This window comes from Pseudomonadota bacterium, assembly GCA_018817425.1.
Lineage (GTDB): Bacteria > Desulfobacterota > Desulfobacteria > Desulfobacterales > RPRI01 > RPRI01.
On the sequence record JAHITX010000118.1, the window covers coordinates 1 to 26,587 of the forward strand.

Below are 26,587 nucleotides of genomic sequence, written 5' to 3' on the forward strand. Positions count from 1 at the left end.
AAAAGTTAATGATATCTCGTTACGCTTATGCGAACTGGTTCCATAGTTTAACACCTATGGGTAAGGAGGTGTCTTAATATTTTTAAATCTTGTGTATGAACTTAACCCTTTATATGATTATCAAACCTTGAAATATGAACTAACTTGACAAATTGATATTGTATTTCGCGTAACAGTTTAGTCCCCACATTTTGCACGATTATTCATGGCTTCAGCTTGAATTATTGTACAGTGCAGCCTGAGCTGTCGGAGTGTCGGCTGTGAGAAGTATTTGCAGGAATTGTCCTGGGTGAACACCTTGTCTTCTGGCGGTTTGTACTAGACTTGAAAGAATACTATGAGCTTTTAGGCCACTTTCTGATCGGGTTCCAAAACATATTTTGCGGAAGATAACCAGATGCCTTAGAGACTGTTCTGCATGATTGTTTTTAGGCGGTACACCGGGATACCGGAGGAAAGTAAAAAGGAACTTTTGTTCCGGGCCTGTCAGATAAGCCCTCAATGTTTCTGCGGGTTTGAACGAAAGCGGCCGTTTGCGGATGTTGGAAAGTTGTTTGATAAAGCGATTAGCGATGCCTTCCGCTGATTCCCAGGATATATCACCTGAGTTTAACTTCCTTGCTGTGTCGCAGGCTTTTTTGAAAAAGGCTATGACCCGATCACAAAACCGGTCTGTTGCTGTGTCTTTTTCGGCTTGCGGCAATAATACATGTTCTCGTTTGACTTCTTTGGCTTTTGTTATTATATGCGCCAGACAGGACTGCCACTGACTTCCAATACCATTATAGGCAGCATACCGGTCACGAACCAGGATGCCCTCAAAGTGTTCTCCGAAAATTGCTCTTGCCACGCTACCTGACCGATGTCTGTTTATGTGAAAATAAGCAAGTTTTTCATTTCCGGCAAACCATACATAATGCCCTATACCGTCATTTCGCCAGGAGGTTTCATCAGCATGAACCACATCGGATACTCTGATTTTCTCAAGTAAATCTTCATGAATAGACGCTCCGCAAGCAGATGCTTTTCTGTCGAATCCAACAGCAGAGGCAGGAACAAATTTTAACCCAAATATATCACGAAATAACTCGGTCGTTTTTCTATAAGGGATACCTATTCGGTATCGCAAATAAAGTGCTACAGATTTTGCAACCGGACCGATAGGAGCATTTGAAATTTCATCTTCACCGGCACAACAGGACGATTGCACCTTGTACAGAAAGCTTGCCCATGCAGAAAACGAGTAACCACAGTTCGTGGGTTAATGACAATGTCTTCCTGTATATGTTCGCGCAACTCCTTTAAAGGAGTCAGATGTTTCTTCCGGCAATAAGGGCATGTCGTTGGAGCAGGCACAAAAACGCTTTTGTCAATGCGCTTCGGTTTGGACCTCGCCCATCCGGGATGGCCCACCGGCGCACCGCGTTTTTTCTTTTTTTGTTGGTTGGAAGACGAGCCTATATCCTCTGAAATACTATCGTCTTTTTTCTTATTTGCTTTAAATTGCTTCTGATGCAACATTTTTAATTTTGCCTTAAGCTCCGAATTCTCCCCTTCCAGAAAGCGTATCCGTTTATCTCTGTTTGCTAAGCTATCATAAAATTTATCGATTATCCGCAGATGCTCACTGTAAACATCTTTGCCTCTTCGGTACTCACCCAGAATCCACTTGGTTGACAGCCAGTCCAGGTGAGGGCATGAGTCCTTATGAGGGCATTTAAAATCACGCGGCTGATAAAACATGCTACTCGTTTTCAAGTTTAAGCAGTTCCCAGTTGACTTTAGACAAAGCCTGCATAAGCTTCCAGAGCATTTTATAACGGCTGCTCATCTCCAATGCTTTTGGAGCAATGATTTTTCGGACATAAAGTGTTACGGTTTTCCCTTCAACTTTGGTTGTGAGGTTATGCCCAGTCATAGACGGCGACTTTGCGACTGTCCCAATAAGAAAGGAATCGAGCATTGCACAAATGTCTTCCTTGAGTCTGGTTTGTTTTTTTTTCAGAATATCCGTACGTTTCATATTTGTCTCCTTAAATGAGTATTAATACTCCTGTAATTTACATAAAAAAAGGCCCGCTTGTCAAGAGAAAAGCAAACCAAACTAAAAATAATGCTAAAATAGTTACCGAAAGAACTAAACTGTTACGATGTATTTTTACGCGGGGAAATCCCTCGCGGAGAAATCCCGAATATCATCGGAATGCCTGAACGTTCAGCACGCAGGGTCGTCAGTAATTTACTGGTAAAAGGATATTTGGTTTCCGATTCGGAAAAAGGGCCTGTAATGCTCGGTTTTCCAGCATCCGTGGTGGGATATTATTTCCCTCGCCTTTATCCTGAAGGAGTTGAATCCAATCTTGATTAACCCATGTACTACTTCTTATTTACTGCAAATCCGGCATCCAAGCAGGCATTGCGGGCACAACAAATGCAGCGAATCGCAAAACCCTGCATTATATGTGCTTGTCCCGCATCCTTCACAAACTAACGGATCAATCGATTTGCTTGAAGGGTTATATATCATGGCAAGTTTTTTTGTTTTCCGGCCGATGGCTGCATTGTAGCTAATCTTAACGGATGGAGAATTAATGATCATGGCTCCGCATAATACAAGCCGTATCTTGATGCTGTATTTTTTAAAAAGGTCATCTTTTTTTTTCTCAAGCTCAAGAGGAATTAATAGTATCTTTTCCTGGCGATCCGATTTTAACTGATCTGAAATACCCGGCCTTTTCAAGCTGTTTTCCATTTCCCGCTTTAGCCCGGTATAGTATTCATCTAAATTATCAACATCCCGTTTAAACCGTCTGTTCATGTTGCTCTGAAACATTTTAATTTCATCGGCAAGAACAATAGGAACATTATTTTCGACCGCCTGAATCAACCTTTCAATTACGGTTTTTTCAATAACACTTTTCCTGTTCCCTGATTCATATTTTTTTTCGGTATAATAAAGAGCGTCTTCTATTCCTGCAACACAAGCTCCGGTTTCAAGATTAAAGCACAAAGACACCATGCCTTCTTTCTGTTCATCGCTTTGAGCTATATACCGACATGGAAGAACAATATACCGGGTTAATGTTTCAGCATGGTTTTCAACCGTACCTGAAGCGCCGTTAAACGAAAATATATCCGTTATCAGCTTGTCAAATCCCTGGCTTTTTATATAATTAAAATGCAGTGAGCATTCCACCACCGGAATGGTATCACAAACATGGTTTAATATTTTATCAAGAAACGCTGAACCGTATGCAACGGAAAAATCCCCCTGGGCATCTTCTCCGGTTTGAACTTTAAAATGATCGGGAGTATTTAGTTGCTCCGCCAATGCTTCAGGAAGCAGTACTTCCATCTGATCTGCATGACTTTCCGTTGCTACACCATAAATCCGAAAAAATTTTTTGGAAAAATCTGTGAGCGTTTGGTCAGAGTTAGAGTTCATAATTTTCTCCAAAAAGATTCTTGTCTAGTTCTCTGGTTTTTTCATGTTGTGTTTTTAAACGCTTCAAATGCGAACCAAAACCGGCAAATTCTTTTTCCCGTTCAGCCTGAGATGGTGCATTAACCCAGATATTATATACAATATCCTCGAATTCGGATTCTCCGTGGATACGGCCGATTATCATATCAATCTCACCGATAACCATTTCGAACATATTAATTTTACGGTCAAGGATCTCAAGTATATGATCCTCAATACTCCCGGCATTACACAGATTATAAATCATTACCTGTTTGTCCTGACCTATCCTGTGAATTCTTCCTATACGCTGCTCGATTTTCATAGGATTCCACGGCAGGTCGTAATTAACCATCTGACAACAAAATTGGAGATTTCGGCCTTCTCCGCCAATCTCGGTAGTGATCAGAACATCCTTTTGTTCACGAAAAATACGGATTTGTTCATCTTTTGTAACATTGTCCATACTGCCGTGAAAAAGGACATGCGGAATATCGTACCAGGTTAAAAATTCGGAAACCTGCTCAAGTGAACCAATATATTTTACAAAAACTATAATTTTACCTTTTTGTTTCTGTATCAGTTTGAGAAGTGTTTTGTTTTTTCCCGTTTCTCCCATAATTGTGCGGCACAGATTGACTATTCTTCTTATTTCATCCTGATTCTCATCCGGCAGGTCTTTTTTGGCAAGAATCCGGTTCAGAGTGATTTCCAGTGCCCGCGGCGATGATCCTGCTTCAGCAAGCAGATTTTTCAGTAAAAGCCTGGCTCCGGCACCTTTTGTCCGGTTGATGGCATCAACCAGACAAACTACGCGTTCATACAACTCGTTTTCACTTTGCCCCGGTTCAACACGAATTGTTTGTGCAAATCTGGGTGGAATATCAATCTTAGCCAAAGCCCTGGTATTGCGGATCATCACCTGACCGAGAAGTTCTCTTAACTGCCTTTTGTTTTGAGGGCTGGCCGGATCTCCTTTTGTCATGAATTCTTTTCGAAATTCCGTTTGTGTCTTTAACTGGCCTGGTTTTAACAAAGTAATCAGGTTGTATAACTCCATAAGGTTGTTTTCAACCGGAGTCGCAGTTAAAAGCAGCAAGAACCTTTTTTTAAGGGCATTGACCAGTTTCCAGTTAAGCGTGCTGCGGTTCTTTAAGTGATGCGCTTCATCAACAATTACAATATCATATTCTCTTTCTGTTACATGTTTGAAATTTTTTGGTGATTTGGCATGGTTGATGGACGCCAGAATAAACGGCCTATCCCAAAAATCATCACTGTTCTTAAACTCGGGGTCATCAGTAGACGTAACATCTATCCCGAATTTCACTTTCAATTCTTCCCGCCACTGGCTGACAAGAGGTGTAGGGGTCAGGATCAATGCGTTTTTTACCATTCCCCGCTGTATATACTCCTTAAGCACAATTCCGGCTTCTATTGTTTTACCAAGGCCTACCTCATCAGACAAAAGCGCACGCCCTCTGAAGGTCTTTAAAACTTTTCTGGCTGTTTCCTCCTGATACCAAAATGATTTTATATTTTTTAAGGAAGAAAGGCAGATTAAATTTTCAAAAGAATCCATAAAATGGAGCCGGTGTGCTTCCAGGATCAAATTGTAAAGATCAACAGCAGCCGTAGTCCGGTTTTCTGCAAGACTTTTTGTGAAAGATAAAGTGTCAATCGAAAATGTCACCGGGATATCCGGCAAGTCCTGTTTTTGGGGTTTTGCAGGTTTTGCCGGAGGCTTCCTGTCGGAGTCAGCAGCCGGTTCGGGGTTTTCCTGTTTTATTATTGGCTTCCTTACGATTTGAATCTTTTTGGACTTGTTTTTCTGTTCAAGCATGTACAGGCAGTATTGCCTGGAATCGGCTATTCGGGATTTAATCTTATTTTTTTTCTGAATATGTATTTCCGGTAAACGGACAAGAAGTACTTCCAGAATATTTATGGCATCCTCAAACCGTTTTTCTTTAACAAGGGTATCGGCATAAAGCGGCAGGAATTCATTCTCCAGTTTGTTTATGCGGTACAATTTATCCAATCCGATCAGCAAAACATCATTTCTTCCCATTTCACGCCCGATATAGATTAATTCTCTCAAGCAATCCTCATCAGCCGGACTTAGTTTAATCGCTTTTTGTAAATATATTAGAGCATTTTCGTAATCTTTGGATTGAATCGACCACATGGCTTCATCATAATAGAATTCCGATTTCAGGCCTTTATTTTCCGCATGCTTCGCTTTACGCTTGTTTAGCTTTTTGGCCTTTTCCCTTGCTTTTCGTTTTTCTTCCTTTGTTTTCGCCATATTACAACACTCAAACCGATTATTAGTAAAACATCCTTGTTTAATAATACCTTTATGAATTATTGAAAGGTTGATATTAGAACAAAAAATTATATAATTTCAATGCTAAACTATATATAAAACCGGAGAAAATATATCATACAAAGGAGCTTTTTATGAACAGCATCTTTTCTGATCGGATTTCTGATGTCCCGCGTTCATTTATCCGCGAAATACTCAAGGTTGCACTTGATCCATCGGTAATTTCTTTTGCAGGCGGTCTTCCAAACAGAGAGCTTTTTCCCGTTGAGGAGATAAGAGAAGCAACAAATAAAGTATTTGGCATACACGGAAGAGATATTTTCCAGTACAGTAATTCGGAAGGTTATCAGCTCTAAGTTAATACAACAAAAACACGCACTATGCGGCTTAATTTCTCATGTGTAGATGAAGCAACTATTCGGATTGGGATCAGGAAACTGGGAAATACAATTAAGAAACTAACAATAAAATGATAAATATTTAACAAACCGATATTGTTCTTTGAAGCACACCGCTACAACCAACGGTAAATATTATGCTTAGCGGCGTGCTTCGTATCGACTTTAAAGACTTTCAATCAGTTTCATAATTTCCTATTACAAAACAATTGCCATATCCCCAAGCAAAACATCCGGAGGCACTGATTCACCACGGGCATTTATCTGTTCGAAGTAATCATGAAATCCGGTTTTGATTACTTCCTGTTCAAAAAATACTGCTTTTTGTTTATCGGGCATCTCCCATACTGCAATATACTTAAAATCGGCCTTGTATTCCGTGTCTTCGTCATTTATTGCAAAACTAATTAATTTCACACCGGATTCGGTTAACATCCCAATTACAGGCAAAAGGCTGTCTATGTAAGATTTGCGCTCGTTATCCGAAAGTCCGACCCATGCCGGTTTTGGCTTCCATAATTCTACGTAAATATGCATTTGCGTAGCTCCTTATCTGTTTTAATTGTGTTTTAAGTATTGAGCCAGTTTCAAAACACCACGTTTTGAGCTTGAACAAACTGAAACGTTTTTAAATTGGCTCTATTGGCAAATAATATATCATATGCTTGATAAAACTTTATAAACTTTCTCATGGTATGGGACACTAAGTCCATACTCTTTGGCACAATTTATTATGTATCCTGTGAATATATCAAGCTCCGTTTTTTTCTTTCTTTCAAAATCCATTTGCAGTGAAGATTTAGTTTCATATGGAAACAATGATACCTTATCAATTGACTTTTTGCAAATATCATCGGGAAGAAAAATCTTTTGATATTTTGAAACATTTTCAACTTCTTTTAATAGCCCTATTAAGATGCTTTTGCTTTGTTCATCCTCCATAATTTCGCCGAATGTCTTTTTGCAATAAGAAGTAGCACTTGCAAGAGGAGAAACAAACATATATTTTTCCCATATAACTTTCTTTATGTCTTTGCGGTATTCGGCCTTTATACCTGCATCTATTAGTAACTGCTCAATTTCCAAATATTCTTTACTTGTACTTTCATCTCCAAAATAAAATTGACATGATCCGCCCGATTGCCGGACAACACCGGCTTTTTCAATTGATGCACCGATATATACGCAGCCGTCTAATATCCGAGTATCAGGAAGCACAGCCTTTAAACGTTGTGAGTTATTCACACCGTTTAATATGGTAATCGCCACCGTGTTTTTATTCACACAATTTTTAAATAATTTTGCACTTTCTTCAAGATCATAGCTTTTCACACAAAATATTATTAAATCAAACAAACCGCAACTTTCCGGATCACTGCTTGCTTTGTAAGGTCTTGCAACAAAAGTACTCTCATCTGCAATTACTTTTAAGCCGTTTTTCAGAATTTCTTCCAGATGTTTTCCGCGGGCTATAAATACTGTTTTCATATCTTTTTTGTTTTCACAATACTTTGCCAGTTTCCCGCCAAAATATCCGCCCACACCACCGATTCCCATTATTGCGATATTCATTTTAATTCATGTAACCTCTTTAAAGAGATTTACCGACACTGATTCAATAAACTCGCCTGCTGTTTCCTTAAAACTCAGCAAATATGGTTGTTGGCTGTGAAAATCAAAAGATTTTCTATCAGCAAATTTTTCTATCATTGTAAACAAGTTTGGATTTTCAAGCCCTTCGTAAAGAACATAACTTATGCAACCTTCTTCTTTTCTGGTCGGTTCAATCAGGGCACTTAATGCATTTTTTAATTTTTCTGCACAACCTTCTTTAGCAATAAATGTTGCAACACAGGTAATATGTTCTTTCATTTCGTTACCTTCCTTTTTTTCTAAAGCCTATGGTTGAAATTTTCTGATGAGATATACCTGGATTTGCCCTGACAGCTTAAGCATACTGATCCATCTTTTTGAGGATAGGCTTCTCCGCAGTTAGTACATACAATTATTGCACCTTTGCTGTGCTTGCCCAAATATTTACTATCAATAGTTATACTTTGTATTCCACAGATATCAGCGCCTGCTTCCTCGATTTGTTCTAAAAGCAAATCTTTGTTCTGTTCGCTTTTTGTTTTGAGCTTAAAAAGCCAGCTTTTAATCTCCGGATAGTTTTCCAGCTTTTTCGGATCTAAATAAACACGAACCCCTTCTCCGGTAAATTTATCATAAAGGCTTAAGGCAAACAGGCCTAAATTGTTTACTGTAACCCTGCCGTTTCCTGTGGTACATGGTGTAAGTACCTGAATAGCATCAGGAAGACAGCTGGAAGTCTCACAAAGAGCCTCGAAAAGTACTCCTTCAGGCATATGCTGCAATGCATAATCGACCATTATTCCTCCGACAAGGATTCCCGGAGCTGGGTATCCATGAAAATCTTTGGCAGCAGCCACATACTCTTTAAAAGAATAATGGCCAATCATTTTTTTATTATTTTTCATTACTTTTTCCCAAATATATTTTTTTAAAATTATATCGACACATAAGGTGCTATTTGCACTTGCCTGTGCAACATTACTCATGGATGAATCATTTTCAACAAATAATTCCTCTTTTGAAAAGAATTGATACTAACGCATGGGTATATGCTATTCATCAAAGATTACAGGATCAAGTACAATAGCTCTATATGCACAAACCTTTGTGCACTTATTACATCCAACACATATGGAACCACGCTTTAGTCTTGTTTTTTTTAGTTTCTCATCAAAGATGATGTATTGTTTTGAGCAAACTACAATGCATTTTTTGCAACTTTGACATTTATCAGATTTAATCCGAATTCTATAGGCTAAATGCTTCTTTGCCTGTGCTACGGTATTCAACGGATACCTCCTCTTGACTCTTCTTGAAAACAACCCAATCCGGCTTCCCCGGTTTTTGAAATCAGATAAATTTATATAATACAAGATTGTATCAATTATCAAATACTAATGTGCTTTATTAATATATTGATAGCTTTTTTAAAATAAAATATGCATTAATGAAAATTCGTAAAAGTTGTGATACTTGCAAGAATAGGAATATTGAAATATAAGAGAGTTGGATTTATTACATTGATAATAATTGCTTTATTAAAGGCCATCAAAAACTACGGAAATAAAAATGAAATCAAAAGACATCGGATTTAAACTTATTGCCATTGATTCATGCGGTGCAAGACGGGGGGAATTTCAAACGGCTCACGGCATAGTGCATACTCCTGCCTTTATGCCTGTGGGCACCGCCGGATTTGTACGATCTATTACTCCAAGAGATGTTGCCGAAACGAATTCCGAAGTTGTGCTTGCAAACACTTATCATCTTTCCATCGGTGAAAGACTTGCTACGGTTAAACGATTGGGAGGTCTTCACCGTTTTATGGGCTGGAATAAAACCATACTTACCGACTCAGGCGGTTTTCAGGTTTTTTCTCTTCCCGGAAAAGAAATAAGCGATGACGGCGTTTCTTTTTCCTATGAGGAAGGCGGAGAACGCATTTTCTTTTCTCCTGAGCGCTCAATGGAAATTCAGCGTGATCTTGGAGCAGATATCGTAATGGCTTTTGATGAATGTGTCGAACATACGGCTTCAAGAGAATATATACGGCAATCGGTTGAACGGACTACCGAATGGGCAAAACGCTGCCGAAAAGTTGAATTAAAAGAATACCAGTTTATGTTCGGAATCGTTCAGGGCGGTATTTTTCCTGAACTTCGGCAAAAAAGTGCTGCCGGAATCACCTCGATTCCTTTTGACGGTTATGCGATAGGCGGAGTCAGCGTAGGCGAGGGTTTCGAGCTTATGAAAAAAGTGGTTGAAATCACAGCACCTTTATTACCGGAACATAAACCCAAGTATTTAATGGGGGTTGGACTTCCTGAAGATTTGCTTGCAGCGGTAAAAGGCGGAATGGATATGTTCGACTGCGTAATTCCTACAAGATACGCCAGACAAGGAACCCTTTTTACACGAATGGGTAAAATCAGAATTCTTGATAAAACCTACCGTAAAGACAAGTTTCCCCTTGATACAAAATGTCAGTGCTACACATGCAAAACATATCCACGAATGGTTCTGCGTTATCTGCTGTTTTCCCGCGATCCTCTTGCTGAAACACTTCTTACCATTCACAACCTGACCTTTTATCAGGATTTAATGAAAGACATAAGAAACGCCATAAAACAAAACCGCTATGATGATTTTTGCGAAGAATGGCTTGAAGTGTATAAGAAAAAAAGCAAAAAGAACCAAGCTATCGAGTAAAACTCAACCCGAAAAGCAGTTGGCCTCAGTAAAGCTCTATGAAAGGGGTATGCAAAGAAAAATGCGGCGGGGTGTAAAACCCCGCCCTACATCATCTGCTGTTACTGTAAAACCAATCTACCGATCCTCAATATCATATCTTGTATCTTCTTCGACATTCATTATTTTTTCTTCGATATTCGATATTTTAATTATTTTTTAGCGCTTATGACCCCCGGTTTCTGATACCTGCCCCCTGATCCTTGGACACTCTATTTAGTTTTTCTCATCATATCCTTGTTAGCTGCCTGTACTTAATCCGGTGAGGCTGGTTTGCCGCAGCCCCTAAACGAGCTTTCATATCCGCTTCATATTCGGAGTAGTTTCCTTCAAACCATACTACTTTGCTGTTTCCTTCAAAAGCTAGTATATGGGTTGCTATCCTGTCAAGAAACCACCTGTCATGACTTATCACAACCGCACAACCTCCGAAGTTCTCAAGCGCTTCTTCCAAAGCCCGCATGGTGTTTACATCAAGGTCATTTGTAGGTTCATCAAGAAGAAGTACATTAGCACCTTCTTTTAACATACGTGCAAGATGCACCCTGTTTCTTTCTCCGCCTGAAAGCAATCCGACTTTTTTCTGCTGATCGGTTCCTGAAAAATTAAACTTAGACACATAGGCGCGCGAGTTTACTTCCTTGTTTCCTAACATAACGATATCAAGCCCTTCAGAAATTACTTCCCATATACTTTTTGACGGGTCAAGAACATCCCTGCTTTGATCAACATATGCCGTTTTTACGGTTTCTCCGATTTTAATTTCTCCCGAACCAGGCTTGTCTTGCCCTACTATCATTCTAAACAACGTAGTTTTTCCGGCGCCGTTAGGGCCAACAACTCCGATTATACCGCCTGGAGGAAGAGAAAAAGTCATGTTTTCAATAAGGAGATTATTATCAAAGCCTTTAGATACATCTTTTGCCTCTATTACTATATTCCCGAGACGGGGTCCGGGTGGAATGTATATTTCAAGATCTTTCGCTCTTTTTTCAACTTCCTGGCCAAGAAGAGTTTCGTAAGAATTAATACGCGCCTTGGATTTAGCATGACGTCCTTTAGGCGACAGCCTGATCCATTCAAGCTCTCTTTGCAATGTCTTACGGCGCTCGCTCGTAGTCTTTTCTTCCTGTGCGAGTCTTGCCTGCTTTTGCTCAAGCCATGACGAATAGTTTCCTTTCCAGGGAATTCCGTGGCCTTTATCCAGCTCAAGTATCCAACCGGCAACATTATCAAGAAAATACCTGTCATGAGTCACGGCAATAATTGTTCCAGCATAATTTTTCAGATGATGTTCAAGCCATGCAACAGATTCTGCGTCAAGATGGTTTGTAGGCTCATCAAGAAGCAGAATATCCGGTTTTTGAAGTAGTAACCTGCAAAGTGCGACACGTCTTTTCTCGCCGCCTGATAACACCTTAACAGCCGTATCTCCGGAAGGGCACCTAAGGGCATCCATAGCCATCTCAAGGCGTGCATCAAGATCCCAGGCATCAAGCACATCAAGTTTTTCCTGCACTACGCCCTGGCGCTCGATAAGCTTATTCATTTCATTATCTGACATAGGCTCTGCAAATTTTTCATTTATGCTGTTATATTCATTAACAACATCAACTATATCCTGCACTCCTTCTTCAACTATTCCCTTCACAGTCTTGTTTTCATCAAGTATCGGCTCTTGCTCCAGAAAACCTATAGTGTGTCCGGGAGAAAGAATTGTCTTTCCAACAAATTCATTGTCAACCCCGGCAAGAATCTTAAGTAATGAGCTTTTGCCTGAACCGTTTAAGCCAAGAACTCCAATCTTTGCACCATAAAAATAAGAAAGATTGATATCTTTAATAATAGGTTTCTTGTCATAAAATTTACTTACCCCAATCATGGAATATATTATTTTGTTAGGATCATTACTCATCTTCTTTAAATTTCTCCTTATTCACAAAAGCCGCCTGGCATTTCTCTCAGGAAGCCCTGCTTTTATAATTTTATTTACTACAGAATTAATATCGTAAGAGATATATTTTACTTCAATTGAATCATTTAATGTATCCCATATAATATATTTGGCATGCTTGTCACCGTCTCTTGGCTGCCCCACGCTTCCGGCGTTTATTATATAGCGCTTATCGGCGCAAAGCTGCGTTACGCCTTTATCCAGAACGTTATGTGCTATAGCACTTCCATCAATTTCAATTAATCTTAAGCTATGCGTATGACCTATAAAACATACCCTCTCCTCGTATTTTCCTAAAGCATCAAATATCCCTTTTTTGTCAAATTCAAACATATATTTTGTCGGCGATTCCGGAGGAAAACCGTGAACAAAACGAGAACTGTAAGTTAGTATGCTTTTCTTAAGGTTTTTAACAAAACGTAAAGATTCTTCTTTTAGCATACCTATTGTGATTAGCATAGAACGGTATGCAGAAGGATTAAATCTTGATAGATACTCCCGATTGATAATACATAGTTCATGGTTTCCCAAGACAGTTGGTATATTACGATCACAAATCATTTTGATGGTTTCATTCGGTTCAGGCCCGTAACCTATGACATCACCAAGACAAACTATTTTATCTGCACCCGAAATATCGATATCGGCCAGAACTGCTTCAAATGCTTCTGCGTTGCCATGAATATCCGAAACAACTGCAAGTTTCATAAAGCTCCGTAAGAATATCAGCGGTCTTTTTTCTGTGCCCTGTAAATGCTTTCGTTTACTTCAAGTTCAAACAGATTTTCGCCAAGTAAATTAAGAATCGCTTTCCCTTCTTCTGTTCCTGCAAGAACCGGATGCCTGCCTCTTAAATGAGCAAAATCCGTATATTCTAGGAAACTCTTAAGTCCTTCGATTTTTTCTTCCAACTCAGAATCTGTCGATTCAGAATTTTCGAAAAATTCGGTAATGCTATTATTATATAGGCGCTTAGCCTCTGTTTCTATGCAATGCCCGGATAGATTCATTTTAATTTTCATAAGTACACCAGTTTATGATTTGTAAAATCTACATGATACCGGTTTAATAATGTGAGTTATATGCTTTCTTCCATGGATCACGACGAAGTGCTTCAGCATTTGCAAGCGCTAAATACAGCGCTCCCACAGCAAGCTCTGCACAATGAAAATGATTTTCGGGCAGAGTTTCAAGATATTCGGCCACAGCTTCAGGAGTAACATCCCAAGCCTTTTCCAGTGTTTTCCCCTCTACCATATCAATAAGCGTATTTGTACATGCAACAGTGTTAATACATCCGTTGATATGATATGAAGCTGTTTCAATAATATCGCCACGGGTTATTATAAAAAGCTCAATGGTATCTCCGCAATCGCCCTCTTTTTTGCCATAACCATCCGGGGTTTTAATGATTTCATTTTTATCATTCATAAAAGCCATTTTCAGGAATTTATCAGAATGATTTTGCCAAAAATCAGATACTTCTGTGCTCATTTTTTTCTCCAAAACAATTGTCTTATAAATATTATAGAGGTAAATAATAATTTTAAGAATATATTTTTACATATTTAATTAAGTCTTTTAATAAAACCACAATAGCATTGCAAGCTTTATAAAAGCGGTAAACATGTTGCCTTTTGTCTATTTTCGTTTTATTCGTTAAACCATTTTCTTAATTGTGGGATATACTCATCGGGAAAAGCGTGTTCTACACCTGGCATTTTTACTATAGTTACATCAGGTTGCCAGCCCATTGCGTGATTTGCATCCACAAAATCAAGCAAATGGCGCCGCCATTTGTATCTGCGGCTTCCGCCAACAAATTGGATAAAGCGCTTTTTTCGAACAACTATTTTATGACCGCTTGTAATGTAACAACCTCCGTCTAAAAGATAGAAGCCTGAAAAATGTTTCATAATAAAAGGATCTACAGCCGAAACCAGCATTGCTGTTGTGTGCGCACCATTTGAAAATCCGCCAAACAAACTTCGTTTTGCATCAATATTCAAAACAGCATCAAATAAGGTCTTTAACATCTTCCGGTAACACTTGGAAATCATCGGCAGATCATCATATGCTCCTATCAAAACACCTTTAAACATTTCTTCAGGATCAAGGTCTTTTTTAAAAAGCGGCAGCGCTACTGCTATAAAGTCTTTATCAGCCGTCAGTTTACGGACATAATTTAAATTTTCTCTGTTTATACTTCCGCCATCTCCGCCTGCAATATATACCAAAACGGGGAATAAAGAATCCCTTGTATAGTTTTTGGGTAGACAAGCAAGCAGCCGGGATGTTATCCTTTTACCTTTTTTTAAACCATATAAAGTGTTAGGCAGTTCATCAAACTTGAACTCAAGTACTGCTCCTGCTTTTAATGATGTTTTGTTCTTATTCATGATTTTTTATCATTTCAGCAATGTTTACACAATTACTTGAATCAAAATGATCCCGATATGTTTTTTTGATATTGGAAGACAAAAACGCGCAATCATAATTAATACTGCAAATCGCATCATTATTTTCTGGAAGGGAGTATTGAGCGATAGCTGTTTCTACCGCGATAAAGCAACAAGCCTGTAAACCAGTGCTCCTGAAAGCCAGGCTACATCTTCCGGTGAAAGAATATCGCCTATATTGTCATTGAATAATATATTTGCTTCAGATGGAAATTCTTCATCGCCATACCAGATAATAAGCTGCAATGAAACATGCGGAAATAGTATAAACTCGAAAGCGGCATCACCTGCATCAAAGGCTTTTCCTTCTAAACATTTTGCAGCGTTAGCAAATAAACTGATATTATTGCCGAAAATATCTTTTAAAGGATTTATGGCCCTGTTAACAAAAGCGGAATAATAAAAAGATGCTCCGGGAATTTCCCGAAATGAAATCCAGTTTGAATAACCGGTTATTATTGCTTTTGCTAAAAGATAATGCAGTATAATAACCTGTTCCTGAATTGGCACTTCTTTTGGTTCAGGAGATTCATCCTTAAATTCAAAATCTGGCCAGCTGACAATATAGAGTCTGTTTAAAAAAGGAACCCTTAATCTATTATTATCAACAAGTTCATATCCTGATCTATTTGCTATATCAGATAAGGTATCGTTTGAAAGATCCTGAACTGCGATTTTTTTTGCGTTAATATAATCATCAACACGCGCCATTTTTTAACTCCTGGTGCCAGCGGTAAAACAAATAAAAGCCTCACCTTATCAGGCGAGGCTTTTATTATTTTTTTATTTATCTAAAAAATTATACCTCAAGCCATGAATCCGAGTACAGAGTCTTGCCAAGAATTACATTAGTAGTCTTGACATAATCCTGCATTTCTTTTGAAAGACTTGCCATATCCGGCTCATTGCCATCCATGGTTGCATAAATCAGGTCAATAATATCCTGACGTTTGCCTTTTGCAATTTCAGTCAGTTGCAAGTCAAGAGGATCTGAGATAACCGAATACATACCTTTTCTTCCAAGCATAACCATGTATGTCTGATTCAGAATAGGACGCAGATGAACCGGCGGTCCATTGGAAATATTTGACAGACCACATGTGCTCTTTGCACCTGGAGCTATATCTTCAATCATTGCCTGAAACTCCATAAGGCTGATAAGCTGAGGCTGCTGGATATTAACAGGTGTTACTATGCCATCTACCCAGATTTTTTCATTCGGAATACCTGCTTCATTTGCGGCATATAAAAGTTCAACACAAAGTGCGGCACGTTCATTCTCATCACGAGGAAGACCGTCAGGCCCCCACATGAGCGCTATAAAATCCGCATTATACTCTGCTGCAAGAGGAATCATTTTCTCATATCTCTCAGGACGGCACATGATGGAATTGATAAGAGGCGGAAGTTTACAAACTTTTAAAGCCGCTTCAATTGCGCCTATGTTTGATGTATCTAAGACCAGAGGAACATCACTTACTACTTCCTGAACCACTTCAACAACCCATGGCATAAGTTCATGACCGTCTTTTTTTGCCGGCCCAAGATTTATATCGATATAATCCATACCCTTTTCTTTTTGAAAAAGAGCCTCTTCCTGGATCGGTTTCGGATCGCGTTCTTTGAAGGCCTTCCCGATCTTTTTTGAAATAACATTTAAGCTTTCACCAATAAGTAACATACGACCTCCCCGTTTATTTGCTAACGGTTGTTAATGGCAGCGGTTCTCCTGTTTGTAAAAGAAAACCGCCACCTTCTTATTATTACATTGCCTTCAAAAATGCCGGAATATGTGCTGCTTCACGCGGACCAACCTTAATTGTCCATCCGGGAAGCTCTTCTTCCATATCACCTGCAATTGCTGCAGCATAGCCAGGAATAATAATCTGCTGATGCTTTACCTTGTCAGTAATACCGCACTTTTTAACAAATACTCCGACATCATCGCCCGAAAATTTTCCGGCAGCCCATGCAGTCATAACCGAAAGGCCTTCTGAATCTTTTATCAACAACCATGCCGGAATCTTACTGCTTTCAATTTCACCTGAAACGATAAAATAAGTAAGAGCAAAATTTGTTGTAATAAGCACGGGTGAATTTTCATCAGGATTCCCGATTGGATAAATTCCCTCTGTTACTGTCATCGGTCTTTGCGGATCAGTGAATATATTGAGTCTTTCAAGAAGAAGAGGAAATACACTCTCGCTCTTGAAATCAGACATTACTACAATACCGCCATATTTGGCTACATGCGTTGCAGCAATAAGAGTTTCCATATCAAGGTTTGAAGCCATCTCGCATGGAAATGTTATTGTTGAAAAACCAAGAGATCTGTTTCCTGATTTAAGAGCTGCACGTCTTATAGCAACCAAATCTTCTAACGACTGCTTAATTTCTCTTGAGCCCGGATCAACTATAAGGTCTTTTAAACCCATACCGGTCAGCTTATCTGTAAGAGGAATCAAGCCTTCAACGGAATTTGCCTTAACTGCAAGAGGCAGATCATTTGCTTTTGCTATCTCACCCATTGCATCAACATTGCCTTCTGTTGCAGCATATATTAAAGGTTTCTTAAATTTACATGCTTCTACTCCGGCTTTCATTACATCTGCATTGTCACTCATAAGAATGAGATTGAATTCAGAAGTTTCGGCAATTAATTTTGCCTTCTTTGCGAATTCTTTTCCATCACCTTTTGCATCCTTAAGAGCAATAATTTCAGGCCTTAAATTCAACCCAACTCTTTCATACTGAAAAGCATTCCAGACTTTAAGCTTATCTTTAAGCTCAGCATCCTTAATATCGGAATTAACAAGAGCAGCAAATGCTGTCGGGTTGAAAAATGTTTTTTCATGGCGGTATTGTACAGTCTCGCCACCGGTCGTAATCGAACGGACGCCTTTCCCAACAACAACAGGTCGTATAGGAGGCGCTGAAGCCGCTGAGAGTTGTTCTTTAGCTTCGTCAGAAACATATGGACAGCTATCAAGCTCAGCCTTGCCGGATGCCAGGTTCATGGCAAATGCAAGGCATGTGGGAACGCCACACTCCTTACAGTTGGTTTTTGGCAGGAGTTTGAATATCTGAATACCAGTTAATGCCATTTTTATCTCCTTATTTAATTAAAATACAAAAAATTCTTATTTGCCGGCTTTTTCAATTATCCTAACAGCGAAGGCATGGTAAGAGCCGGGTGTCCAACTTTCTGAAGAAAAGGCATAATTTCTTCTTCAGTGATTCCAACTGTCTCATCAGCGATCATATCATACAGATTGGGATATCCAAGTGCTGTCCCTCTTTTTATTATTCTGTCCTTGATCTCTTCTTTCAGACTCTTTGGCATCCAAACCATTCTTAATAGCCCGCCATCACCTAAGAGAAATTTTCCCTGAGTGACATTAAATTTTGAATGTCCCACAAAGCCTGGAGATGATGCTCCTCCACCCATGACACCTGCCAGTGTAGTGAACTTCATACCACATGGTGTTTCACCCGAGTAGTCACGGTGAACAGTCATAACTCCGTTGCATGTAGGTAATGTGGCTGCAATAGCTTCGCAGCAACCGCATGTTGTCATCGGATCTTTAATCATCGAGTAGAAATTATAGTGCGTAACAGCGCCTCTTGAGGCCTTAAATATAAAGTCGTTAACACCCTTCCATTGTCCAAGAACCGGATCAAGACATTCGCCCTTTTCAATCGGCTGATTTGGGCCGGTCGGATTGATTTCAAAAGAAGCCTTGCAGTCCATCCAGTTATATGCTCCACAAAGGCCTGTTCTTTCAGGACTTACCGTACAAACATGGTTTGGAGCAAAAGACTGGCAAAGAGTACATGAATAATATGTTTCAACCGATTCATCGGTCATCTTTTCAACGCGCTCATCTCTGGTCCTGTATTCAGCTCTCGCACGTTTTGCTAGTTTCTCAACATCTTCTTTCTTGGTGTAAAGCGTTACCTGAACCTTGTCCACTATTTTCTGGAAATCCTGATGGAACTTAGCATGAAGCACAACACCGATGTCTTTAAGAGAAAAGCCCTTGTCTACCGCTGCCTTGCTTACACGAACCCATGCGATATCTCTTTGTCCGATATGCATTATGCTCTGTATGTAGTTTACAAGGTGATGAATCTGACGTTCTAAAATCGGCTCAAAATCGGCCTGGAATTCACGACCGGCAATCTGAACATAGATTCCGAGATCAAATGATGCACCCGGCTTTACGTCTTTAATGTCAGGTCCGATAACTTCGACCTTGCCGTCTTCAATTTCATTCATCTCTGCCATTTTGACAAGCTCAATTGCCGTGCTCTTGCCACCACCCATCTGGCAGTAAAGATCGGCGCCTCTTACACGCTCGCCTTCATAAGCAGGACCAAAAGAGCATGGAATATCTATCTTTGAAACAGTTACCTTGAGGCCTCTGATTTCAACCGATCTCTGTACCATTTCATCGTGAGGTACATTAGCCACAACATGCTCATATGTACATATACCGGTTGGAAGAATCTCAGGAATATCCGTATCTGCAAGAGTCGGAAAGCCCCAGTTAACACAACCAGCTGCTGCTGCTGCCCATTCGGCGTTAACATCGCCAAGAGCGTTAACGAAAGCAAAAACACGGTCCTTATTATAAAGAAGCATGCGCTTGTAATCACCCGGCTTGATTCCACCAAATGCCATAGCAGCCCTGTTTGCAAAACCAAGTGCAAATATAGCTGAAGAGATATCAGGACCGAAAGGCACTATTCTCGTATTCCAGCCTATCTGTACTCCGGCTTCAATAAGCTGTTCAGCAACTGTTGTTCCGTTCTGGTTTGCGGCCAGGAAGATATAAAGACTTCTTTTCTGGTATTCTTCAACAATTAATTTCGCAGTTTCCGGATCAGGTGCAGCACCGACAATAGCTGCAAATCCGGGAGCAGAGCCATCAACAAACTCAACGCCTCTTTTTCTGAAAACAGTGTCGTCCGCTGCTCCCAGCCATATTTTTCCTGCTTCCTGATCAATATCTTCGGAATGAAGATAAAAATCGGGAGTATTTAAATATCTTATTGCTTCTTCAATTTCAAAAGCAAAAAGGGCTGCCATACCTGCATCAAGAAGAGGTCCAAGATAAGGAAGATGATGGCTTCCTTTTACATGGGGAGGCAAAAGACCTCTTGCAAATTCCAAGGGTTTTTTCATGTCTTCAAGGGTTTCGACTTTCATGCCCAGAAGAGAATATATTACCGGAAGGTAATAAGCCGTATTGGGAAACCCGACTTTTGTGTCGGCACTATAGGTTGCAAGGGCCTTTTTGTATAAACCTTCAACCTTTGATACTATATTGTATCCGCCCTGAATGGCGGCAAATGCTACTAATCTTGACATATGTTCCTCCTTCGTTGAGGATTATTCTAACCTCAGTATTAAATATGCAAACATGCCGCAATTACATTGCTTCCAATTTCATACGGTCAGCCATATCCATGAGCACTCTGTCTCTAGCTTTGTCTATACCGAGAGCCTTGCGCTTTTTATCTATATGGGCAATCATCTTGTGGGCATGTTTGATAGGATCAGCTTCGCAATCCCACATTCCGCCGTAAATCTTCTCAAGATCCTTGTACATATAGTCCTGGAAAACCGGCGCGCCGCTCATAGGCAGATGTAAGCCAAACACCGTATAGACGCCTGAAGTTACAAAATAGTGCCCTATACTGATGGCTTTTTCACTCATCCATTCGGGAGCGCTTCCGGCCAAGGGCAAATCACAGATGTCTTTTCCAAGACCGCCCGCCTTAACCACTTCGGTGGCGGCTAACAGCAGACGGCTGTTGTCAACACATGAACCCATATGCAAAACAGGTGGAATACCAACTGTTTCACAAACTTCGGCAAGTCCGGGTCCGCAATAAACCGCAGCGGTTTCAGGAGTTAAAAGACCTTCCATTGCGCATGCTATTCCGTTACAACCTGTTGTAAGAACAATTACATCATTTTTGATAAGTTCTTTAACTATAGCAATATGAGCTTCGTTATGGCGGGTTCTGGCGTTGTTGCAGCCTACAACACCTGCAACGCCGCGGATACGTCCGTTAATTATATTGTCATTTAAGGTATAATAATCCCCGCGGAACGTACCACCAAGTTGATACTTAATTGATTCAACACTAAAGCCGGCAATCTGGGTAGCTTTCTGGCTTGGGATCATAACTTCAGCTCTTCTGTTTTTGAAGTTATCTATAGACATTTTCACAATGCGCTTTGCATCTTCCATTGCATGATGTTCATCAAACTCGACATGAATTACATTATCCTGCTCCATCTTTGCAATCGGATGTGTTGTGATAACTTTGGTATGAAAACACTTTGCAACATTGGCAAGATTCTGGAAAATACACTGAACATCAACAACCATGGCCTCACACGCACCGGTTATAATGGCAAGTTCCTGCTGCAAAAATGTTCCTGCCGGCGGCACGCCATGACGCTGAAGCATTTCATTTCCCGTACAGCAGATTCCGCCAAGCTGAATTCCTTTTGCGCCAACAGATTTTGCATGATCGATCATTTCTTTTGACTGTGAAGCGGCGACTATCATCTCTGAGAGAATCGGCTCATGTCCGTGAATTATAATATTGACATGATCCTGCTTCATTATACCAAGGTTAGCCTCTGATTGGAGCGGAGAAGGCGTACCGAACATAACATCCTGAAGATCGGTTGCGATCATTGAACCACCCCATCCATCAGCCAATGAAGCTCTGGTGCATTGCTTTACAATGTTCTTGTAATCCTGATCAACTCCCATGTGAGTTCTGTGCATTATCTCAACAGTTTCTCTGTCGATGTTTCTTGGAAGAACTCCAAGTTTTTTCCATCTTTCATATAAAGGCTCGGGGGCTCTTTTTAAATTAAGAAGCTCGCCTTCCGGTTTACCCCATTCATTAAGAGCTTTTTCAGCAACTTCAAGGGCTATCTCATCAATATTGCGGTCAACCTCTTTTCCGTCAACCGTAACTTTTGTTTCAACTCCGTAATGGGGAGCAATAGCTATAAGCTTACCAGGATCTTTGATTTTATAATCTGCAGTCTCTTTACGGGCAACAGAAAGAAATACTTCAGCAACTCCACGTCCATGATCAGAGTGTGCAGAAGCACCGGCAGCTACCATTCTTGCAAAATTTCTTGCAGCAATCGTATTTGCAGTTGCACCGCAAAGGCCTTTTCTATCATCTTCGCCTTCAATTCCGGATTTGCCAAGAGGCAGGCGGCAAGGACCCATGGCGCAGTTTTTACAGCAGGTGCCCTGAATACCGATATTGCATGGCTTCATATTTTCAGCTCTGTCAAAAACTGTTTCAACACCCAGTTCCTGGGCACGTTTAATCATAGTTTGAGTCGCAAGGTCCATGGATGCCGCAATCGGATCGGCCAGTTTTTTCTCCTTGGGTGCCTTTACGACCTTATCTTTTGTTTCTTCTGCCATTAGAGGTTCCTCCTCATATTTTTTATTATTCAGGCATCATCACCAAAAAGGTGATAAAAACCATAAATGATCACACAAATTAAATTCTTTTGTGCATTCTGTTCAATTTTTCAAGTATTTTATCGGTTTCCGACTTCTGCTCGGCGGCAGCCGTCATTGCAACCGATTTCTCAGGAGCATCTGTTTTAGCAGCAAGGCGATTTTCGCGTTCCTGTGCTCTTTTATCCCTTATCGCTTGCTCTTCGGCTTCTGCTTTTGATCTTGCTTCTGCTTCCGCTTTGGCCTTTGCATCGGCTTCTGCCTTTACTTTTGCCTCTGCATCTGCTTTTGCTTTTGCCTCTGCATCTGCCTTTGCTTTTGCATCTGCTTCCGCTTTGGCTTTTGCATCTACTTCCGCTTTGGCTTTAGCATCTGCTTCCGCCTTTGCTTTTACAGCCGGATCTACTTCCGCTTTGGCCTTTACTTCTTCTTTAGGAGCAGCAGGTGCTGCTGCTTTCGGCTCGGCTTTAGGAGGAGCAGCTTTAGCTTCAGCCTTTGGCGCTTCCGTTTTTTTGGCTTCAGCTTTCTTTGCCGGCTCAGCTTTTTTAGCTTTTTCTTCTGGTATTGTGAGATCCGGTTCAGGCGATAAAGCTTTAAAATCAATAGCTACATCGTCCAGTTTTTTCTTAATCGGATCAACTGTCTGTAGTGAACCTCCATCTGCAAGACAGTCTATAAAAGACTTTACCATGCGAATAGCTTCAGGATGCCTCATAATCATTATATTCGAACCTGCCAGAAGATAACTAACCGCACCGACAGCTTCCATAAGAATCCCACGTTTTTCGGGATCACCAAGAACGGGAGCTTCTTTTTCCGTCTGCTTTGCTTCTTTGCATTTCCAAACCTCGTTTCCAAGGTTATTAATTATAGGGTACTGCAACTTATCATCACCTTGAGCAAGTGCAGCCATTCTCAAACGTTCCATAACGGAATAAGAATATTCCATTCCATATCCAAGACCGCCAGTTGTGGGATCAACAATAATTTTGTCAGATGATACACCCAAATTTTCAAGAAGGATGTTTATCTGTTTTGCAAGGTTAACATCGATAGGCGATGATGATATAATTGTATGGCCATATCCCATGGCACTTGCGCCTATTCCTTTGTGGTTCTTATCTTCAACGGGCCCCATCGTTAGATTTTCACCCTGACATTCTTCAGCAATTTTCTTTAATACCGCCTCATCTTTCTGGGCGTTGGCACATCCCCAAATAATCAGAGGGACATTAATCGCCGCACTAACTTTTTTTACTGTAGCGGCAATATCTTCAGGTGACGCATCTTTACCATTAGGATCAGCACTTTTTAATTGAAGAACAATCATTTCAGCGCCATATGCATCAACACATTTTTTGGCCCATGCTACAGGGTCGGAAACCACATCTTTAAAATAGCAAAGCACTGATTCCGGCCAGTCTTCCGGTTCAGTGTCCCAGATTTCCATTGCAATCCTGGGTTTATTTGGCATACTCCCTTCAAAAAGATAGAAAGGATAGCATGCCTCACCACCAACAGTAACGGCATTCTCGCCTTTTCCTAATGTGATGCCCTTGATACTGCCGGAATAAGATTCCTTATATATTTCAAAACCCAAAGCAACCTCCTTTTAACAAAAAAGTTAACCCACTGTATTACATGTTAATAAACATTATGGGATTAACAAAAATTATGGGTAAAAAAAAACAACCTCTGCCTTAAAAAATTAAATCAACCCCCCTTTCAATATATTTCCAATTTATTATAAATTTATCTACGCCGGTAGATTTATTGCTGTGAGCATAAAAAAAGAACGGTGTTAAACCATCTTTAAAGCTCGCCTATTAAATTTTCAGCTTTCACATAACAAGTGGACAATTGTACATCAAAACCCAATCATTATAACTATTAAACCATTCTTAACCGGTTAGATAGCCATAAATTTCATGAAGTATTATTAAATATAAAATTCTATATGATTGCCATATATTGAGATTTTAAGTTTGTCAATAATTAACAATCATTAAATGTTTTTAAATTGAAGCCTTGAGAAAACGCTATCTGGCATTTTTGTGTTTTTCATCAAAACGCGCTTTAACTTTGGGAAATTTATTCATATCGGTGTGTGGCAGAAAGAGAGCTGCAATATAATTATCCATATAAGAAGCCGTTTCAGAAAGTTCAAAATTTGTCATCTTCTTAGTTACTTCAACAACATCTTTTCTCACGCGGTTTGTAAGGCAGCTCATTTTTGCTCCAAGCAATGAACCATTTCCAATAAATGTAATCTTTTCAAGATCTATTTCAGGTAACAAGCCTATTGTTATGGATTTTTCAAGATCGACGTAACTTCCGAATCCTCCGGCCAGGATAACACGTTGAAGGTCATTTACTGTAAGGCCTACTTCTTCAAGAAGAGTCAAGCAACCGCTATATATGGCACCTTTTGCGCGAATAAGATTGTCAATATCCGGTTCAGTGATAACGATATCCCTGTCAATCTGTGTCTCATTAGCCCACACTACAACATATTCATACACTCCTTCTGTATCACGAATTCGTGGGATGTTAAGATCTCTGTTAAATTTGCCAAGATTATTTATAACTCCTGCTTCAAACAAAGATGCTACCATTATTATAAGACCTGAGCCGCAGATCCCTTTGGGGCTTATATTGCCGATAGTAATATTCATAGGCTCAAACGTTACAGGATCTATTGAAAAATCCTCGATAGCCCCTTTTGTGGCACGCATTCCAAACTTAACTCCGCCACCCTCAAATGCCGGACCCGCCGAACAGGCGGCACATGCAAACCAGTCTTTGTTGCCTATCACTATCTCCGCGTTTGTTCCTATATCCATGTAAAGTGTTAGTTCTTCCGAACGATACATACCGGAACCCATAACTCCTGCTACAATATCCCCACCTACATAACTTGAAATTTGTGGATAAACGAGAGCATTGACATGATCTCCAAGTTCGATTCCGAGAAAAGCGGCTTTTATAGGCGGATAAAGCGTGGCCGCAGGAACATATGGCGACCTGCGAATATACCGTGTATTAACTTTGAGCAAAAGCTGGGTCATTGTCGTATTTCCAGCAATGGTTATAGCTGATATTTCATCAGGATCTATTCCGGACCGTTTAATTATTTTTTTAATAATTATATTTATTGTTTTGATAATTACAGCATGCAGCTTTTCCAGCCCGCCAGGTTTTTCAGAATACACAATTCTGCTTATTACATCTTCCCCATAGCTTATCTGAGCATTGAAATCTCCATGTTGCGCAAGCACCTCACCACTAACTATATCAATTAACTGCCCATATACAGTAGTAGTCCCTATATCCATTGCAATGGCATAATTCTGTTTAGTGGTGTCACCTTCCTTTATATTAATAATATGGGTCTTTCTTCCTTCATGAACAGGACGTGCCAGAGTGGCTGTTATTTTAAAATCGTCTTTTCGCAAAATATCGGATATTTTTCTTATTACCGGCAAATCGACTACAAGACGATGTTCGTCATAATTTGCTTTTAAATAGCTTACCAACCGTGAAACATCAGGAAGATTATCCTGCGCGGTTGGCTCAGGGAGTTCAAGATACCTCTTTTCAACCGGCGGAATAAATAATCCCTTTTCCTTAAGTTCATCAAAATTCATATCCTTGATACGAGCCGTTCGCCTGGGAGTGGGCTGCATGTTAAGTACGCTTGAATCAATAGAGGATTCAACCGGAATTCTTACTTTCAGATCGCTTTTGATTTTTGAAAGGCATGCCTGACGGTAACCTTTATTTATGTCATCATCACTAAGTTTTTCTGTAATTCCTCCTTCTACTTCCCCTTCCTCAATTATAACAAGGCATTTGCCGCAAACCCCTTCACCACCACATGAAGCATTAACATGTACACCTGCTTCCATCGCAAGTCTCAAGAGGTTATAGCCTTTTTCTGCTGAAATAGTAATATTATGAGGGTAAAAAATTACCTGATGCATATATTTTTCCTGTTAAATTATTAGTAATGAAATATAATGAAACTTTAGAACCATACATCAAAACCTTATTTTAAGTCAACCTGTTCCAAAATTTTTGAAATGCAAAGTTTATTATTTATAAAATATTTTTTCTTTTTTAAAACACA

General features: G+C 39.9%; 24 protein-coding genes and 1 pseudogene. 3 read left to right on the plus strand and 22 right to left on the minus strand.

The features are described 5' to 3' along the window. Positions 1–211 precede the first annotated feature (211 nt). The 3 genes from KKC46_19910 to KKC46_19920 are packed head-to-tail and all read right to left on the minus strand — an operon-like array spanning position 212 to position 2,023. Positions 212–1,210, minus strand: a complete 999-nt coding sequence (locus tag KKC46_19910) for an IS66 family transposase (GenBank protein MBU1056066.1) — start codon at positions 1,208–1,210, stop codon at positions 212–214. Next, positions 1,138–1,758 (minus strand): hypothetical protein, encoded by a 621-nt coding sequence (locus KKC46_19915; GenBank protein MBU1056067.1) that lies wholly within the window; start codon positions 1,756–1,758, stop codon positions 1,138–1,140. Before KKC46_19915 ends, KKC46_19910 begins: the two co-directional genes overlap by 73 nt. Further along, positions 1,745–2,023, minus strand: a complete 279-nt coding sequence (locus KKC46_19920) for a hypothetical protein (protein ID MBU1056068.1) — start codon at positions 2,021–2,023, stop codon at positions 1,745–1,747. Before KKC46_19920 ends, KKC46_19915 begins: the two co-directional genes overlap by 14 nt. A gap of 180 nt (positions 2,024–2,203) precedes the next feature. Here KKC46_19920 and KKC46_19925 point away from each other — a divergent pair, with 180 nt between their 5' ends. Next, positions 2,204–2,368: a hypothetical protein gene (locus KKC46_19925; protein MBU1056069.1), complete on the plus strand. Its 165-nt coding sequence runs from the start codon at positions 2,204–2,206 to the stop codon at positions 2,366–2,368. Between the two features lie 15 nt (positions 2,369–2,383). Here the strand turns inward: KKC46_19925 and KKC46_19930 are convergent, their stop codons facing one another. Beyond that, entirely contained in the window at positions 2,384–3,445 is a 1,062-nt protein-coding gene (locus KKC46_19930) for a hypothetical protein (protein ID MBU1056070.1), read from the minus strand. Further along, positions 3,435–5,771 carry a DEAD/DEAH box helicase gene (locus KKC46_19935; protein ID MBU1056071.1) on the minus strand — a complete coding sequence of 779 codons (2,337 nt, stop codon included), beginning with the start codon at positions 5,769–5,771 and terminating at the stop codon, positions 3,435–3,437. Before KKC46_19935 ends, KKC46_19930 begins: the two co-directional genes overlap by 11 nt. A 155-nt stretch (positions 5,772–5,926) precedes the next feature. On the opposite strand from KKC46_19935, the pseudogene KKC46_19940 reads away from it, so the two are divergent. Next, positions 5,927–6,076 (plus strand): annotated as a pseudogene (locus tag KKC46_19940) (PLP-dependent aminotransferase family protein). A 312-nt stretch (positions 6,077–6,388) separates the two neighbouring features. Here KKC46_19940 and KKC46_19945 read toward each other — a convergent pair. The 5 genes from KKC46_19945 to KKC46_19965 all read right to left on the minus strand — a co-directional run bounded on the left by KKC46_19945 (position 6,389) and on the right by KKC46_19965 (position 9,072). Next, entirely contained in the window at positions 6,389–6,727 is a 339-nt protein-coding gene (locus tag KKC46_19945) for a hypothetical protein (protein ID MBU1056072.1), read from the minus strand. Positions 6,728–6,847: 120 nt separating this feature from the next. After that, complete coding sequence (locus tag KKC46_19950) at positions 6,848–7,762, minus strand: 2-dehydropantoate 2-reductase (GenBank protein MBU1056073.1); 915 nt, start codon at positions 7,760–7,762, stop codon at positions 6,848–6,850. Between the two features lie 6 nt (positions 7,763–7,768). Continuing rightward, positions 7,769–8,062, minus strand: a complete 294-nt coding sequence (locus KKC46_19955) for an antibiotic biosynthesis monooxygenase (protein MBU1056074.1) — start codon at positions 8,060–8,062, stop codon at positions 7,769–7,771. Between the two features lie 20 nt (positions 8,063–8,082). Further along, a complete protein-coding gene (locus KKC46_19960; GenBank protein ID MBU1056075.1) occupies positions 8,083–8,670 on the minus strand; it encodes a formylmethanofuran dehydrogenase subunit E family protein in 588 nt (195 codons plus the stop codon). 165 nt (positions 8,671–8,835) lie between these two features. Continuing rightward, on the minus strand, positions 8,836–9,072 hold the full coding sequence (locus tag KKC46_19965) for a hypothetical protein (protein MBU1056076.1): 237 nt from the start codon (positions 9,070–9,072) through the stop codon (positions 8,836–8,838). Positions 9,073–9,367: 295 nt separating this feature from the next. On the opposite strand from KKC46_19965, the gene tgt reads away from it, so the two are divergent. Next, on the plus strand, positions 9,368–10,492 hold the full coding sequence (gene tgt / locus KKC46_19970) for a tRNA guanosine(34) transglycosylase Tgt (GenBank protein ID MBU1056077.1): 1,125 nt from the start codon (positions 9,368–9,370) through the stop codon (positions 10,490–10,492). Between the two features lie 268 nt (positions 10,493–10,760). Here the strand turns inward: tgt and ettA are convergent, their stop codons facing one another. The 12 genes from ettA to KKC46_20030 form a co-directional block, all read right to left on the minus strand. Beyond that, positions 10,761–12,446: an energy-dependent translational throttle protein EttA gene (gene ettA / locus KKC46_19975; protein MBU1056078.1), complete on the minus strand. Its 1,686-nt coding sequence runs from the start codon at positions 12,444–12,446 to the stop codon at positions 10,761–10,763. Between the two features lie 21 nt (positions 12,447–12,467). Further along, positions 12,468–13,193 carry a metallophosphatase family protein gene (locus KKC46_19980; GenBank protein ID MBU1056079.1) on the minus strand — a complete coding sequence of 242 codons (726 nt, stop codon included), beginning with the start codon at positions 13,191–13,193 and terminating at the stop codon, positions 12,468–12,470. A 17-nt stretch (positions 13,194–13,210) separates the two neighbouring features. Then, complete coding sequence (locus KKC46_19985) at positions 13,211–13,507, minus strand: hypothetical protein (GenBank protein MBU1056080.1); 297 nt, start codon at positions 13,505–13,507, stop codon at positions 13,211–13,213. Positions 13,508–13,550: 43 nt separating this feature from the next. Next, entirely contained in the window at positions 13,551–13,979 is a 429-nt protein-coding gene (locus tag KKC46_19990) for an iron-sulfur cluster assembly scaffold protein (GenBank protein ID MBU1056081.1), read from the minus strand. A 158-nt stretch (positions 13,980–14,137) separates the two neighbouring features. After that, positions 14,138–14,884, minus strand: a complete 747-nt coding sequence (locus tag KKC46_19995) for a hypothetical protein (GenBank protein ID MBU1056082.1) — start codon at positions 14,882–14,884, stop codon at positions 14,138–14,140. 156 nt (positions 14,885–15,040) lie between these two features. Continuing rightward, the gene (locus KKC46_20000; protein ID MBU1056083.1) at positions 15,041–15,655 is read right to left on the minus strand and encodes a DUF3786 domain-containing protein; all 615 of its coding nucleotides are present in this window, start codon (positions 15,653–15,655) and stop codon (positions 15,041–15,043) included. Positions 15,656–15,743: 88 nt separating this feature from the next. Further along, the gene (locus KKC46_20005; GenBank protein ID MBU1056084.1) at positions 15,744–16,625 is read right to left on the minus strand and encodes a dihydropteroate synthase; all 882 of its coding nucleotides are present in this window, start codon (positions 16,623–16,625) and stop codon (positions 15,744–15,746) included. An 82-nt stretch (positions 16,626–16,707) separates the two neighbouring features. Next, positions 16,708–18,048, minus strand: a complete 1,341-nt coding sequence (locus KKC46_20010) for an acetyl-CoA decarbonylase/synthase complex subunit gamma (GenBank protein MBU1056085.1) — start codon at positions 18,046–18,048, stop codon at positions 16,708–16,710. A gap of 56 nt (positions 18,049–18,104) precedes the next feature. Further along, positions 18,105–20,318, minus strand: coding sequence for a CO dehydrogenase/CO-methylating acetyl-CoA synthase complex subunit beta (gene cdhC / locus KKC46_20015; protein MBU1056086.1), 2,214 nt, complete (start codon positions 20,316–20,318; stop codon positions 18,105–18,107). 61 nt (positions 20,319–20,379) lie between these two features. Beyond that, entirely contained in the window at positions 20,380–22,419 is a 2,040-nt protein-coding gene (gene cooS, locus KKC46_20020; protein ID MBU1056087.1) for an anaerobic carbon-monoxide dehydrogenase catalytic subunit, read from the minus strand. Between the two features lie 79 nt (positions 22,420–22,498). Then, positions 22,499–24,058 carry an acetyl-CoA decarbonylase/synthase complex subunit delta gene (locus KKC46_20025; GenBank protein MBU1056088.1) on the minus strand — a complete coding sequence of 520 codons (1,560 nt, stop codon included), beginning with the start codon at positions 24,056–24,058 and terminating at the stop codon, positions 22,499–22,501. Positions 24,059–24,497: 439 nt separating this feature from the next. Next, positions 24,498–26,441: a DUF4445 domain-containing protein gene (locus KKC46_20030; GenBank protein MBU1056089.1), complete on the minus strand. Its 1,944-nt coding sequence runs from the start codon at positions 26,439–26,441 to the stop codon at positions 24,498–24,500. Positions 26,442–26,587: the final 146 nt, after the last annotated feature.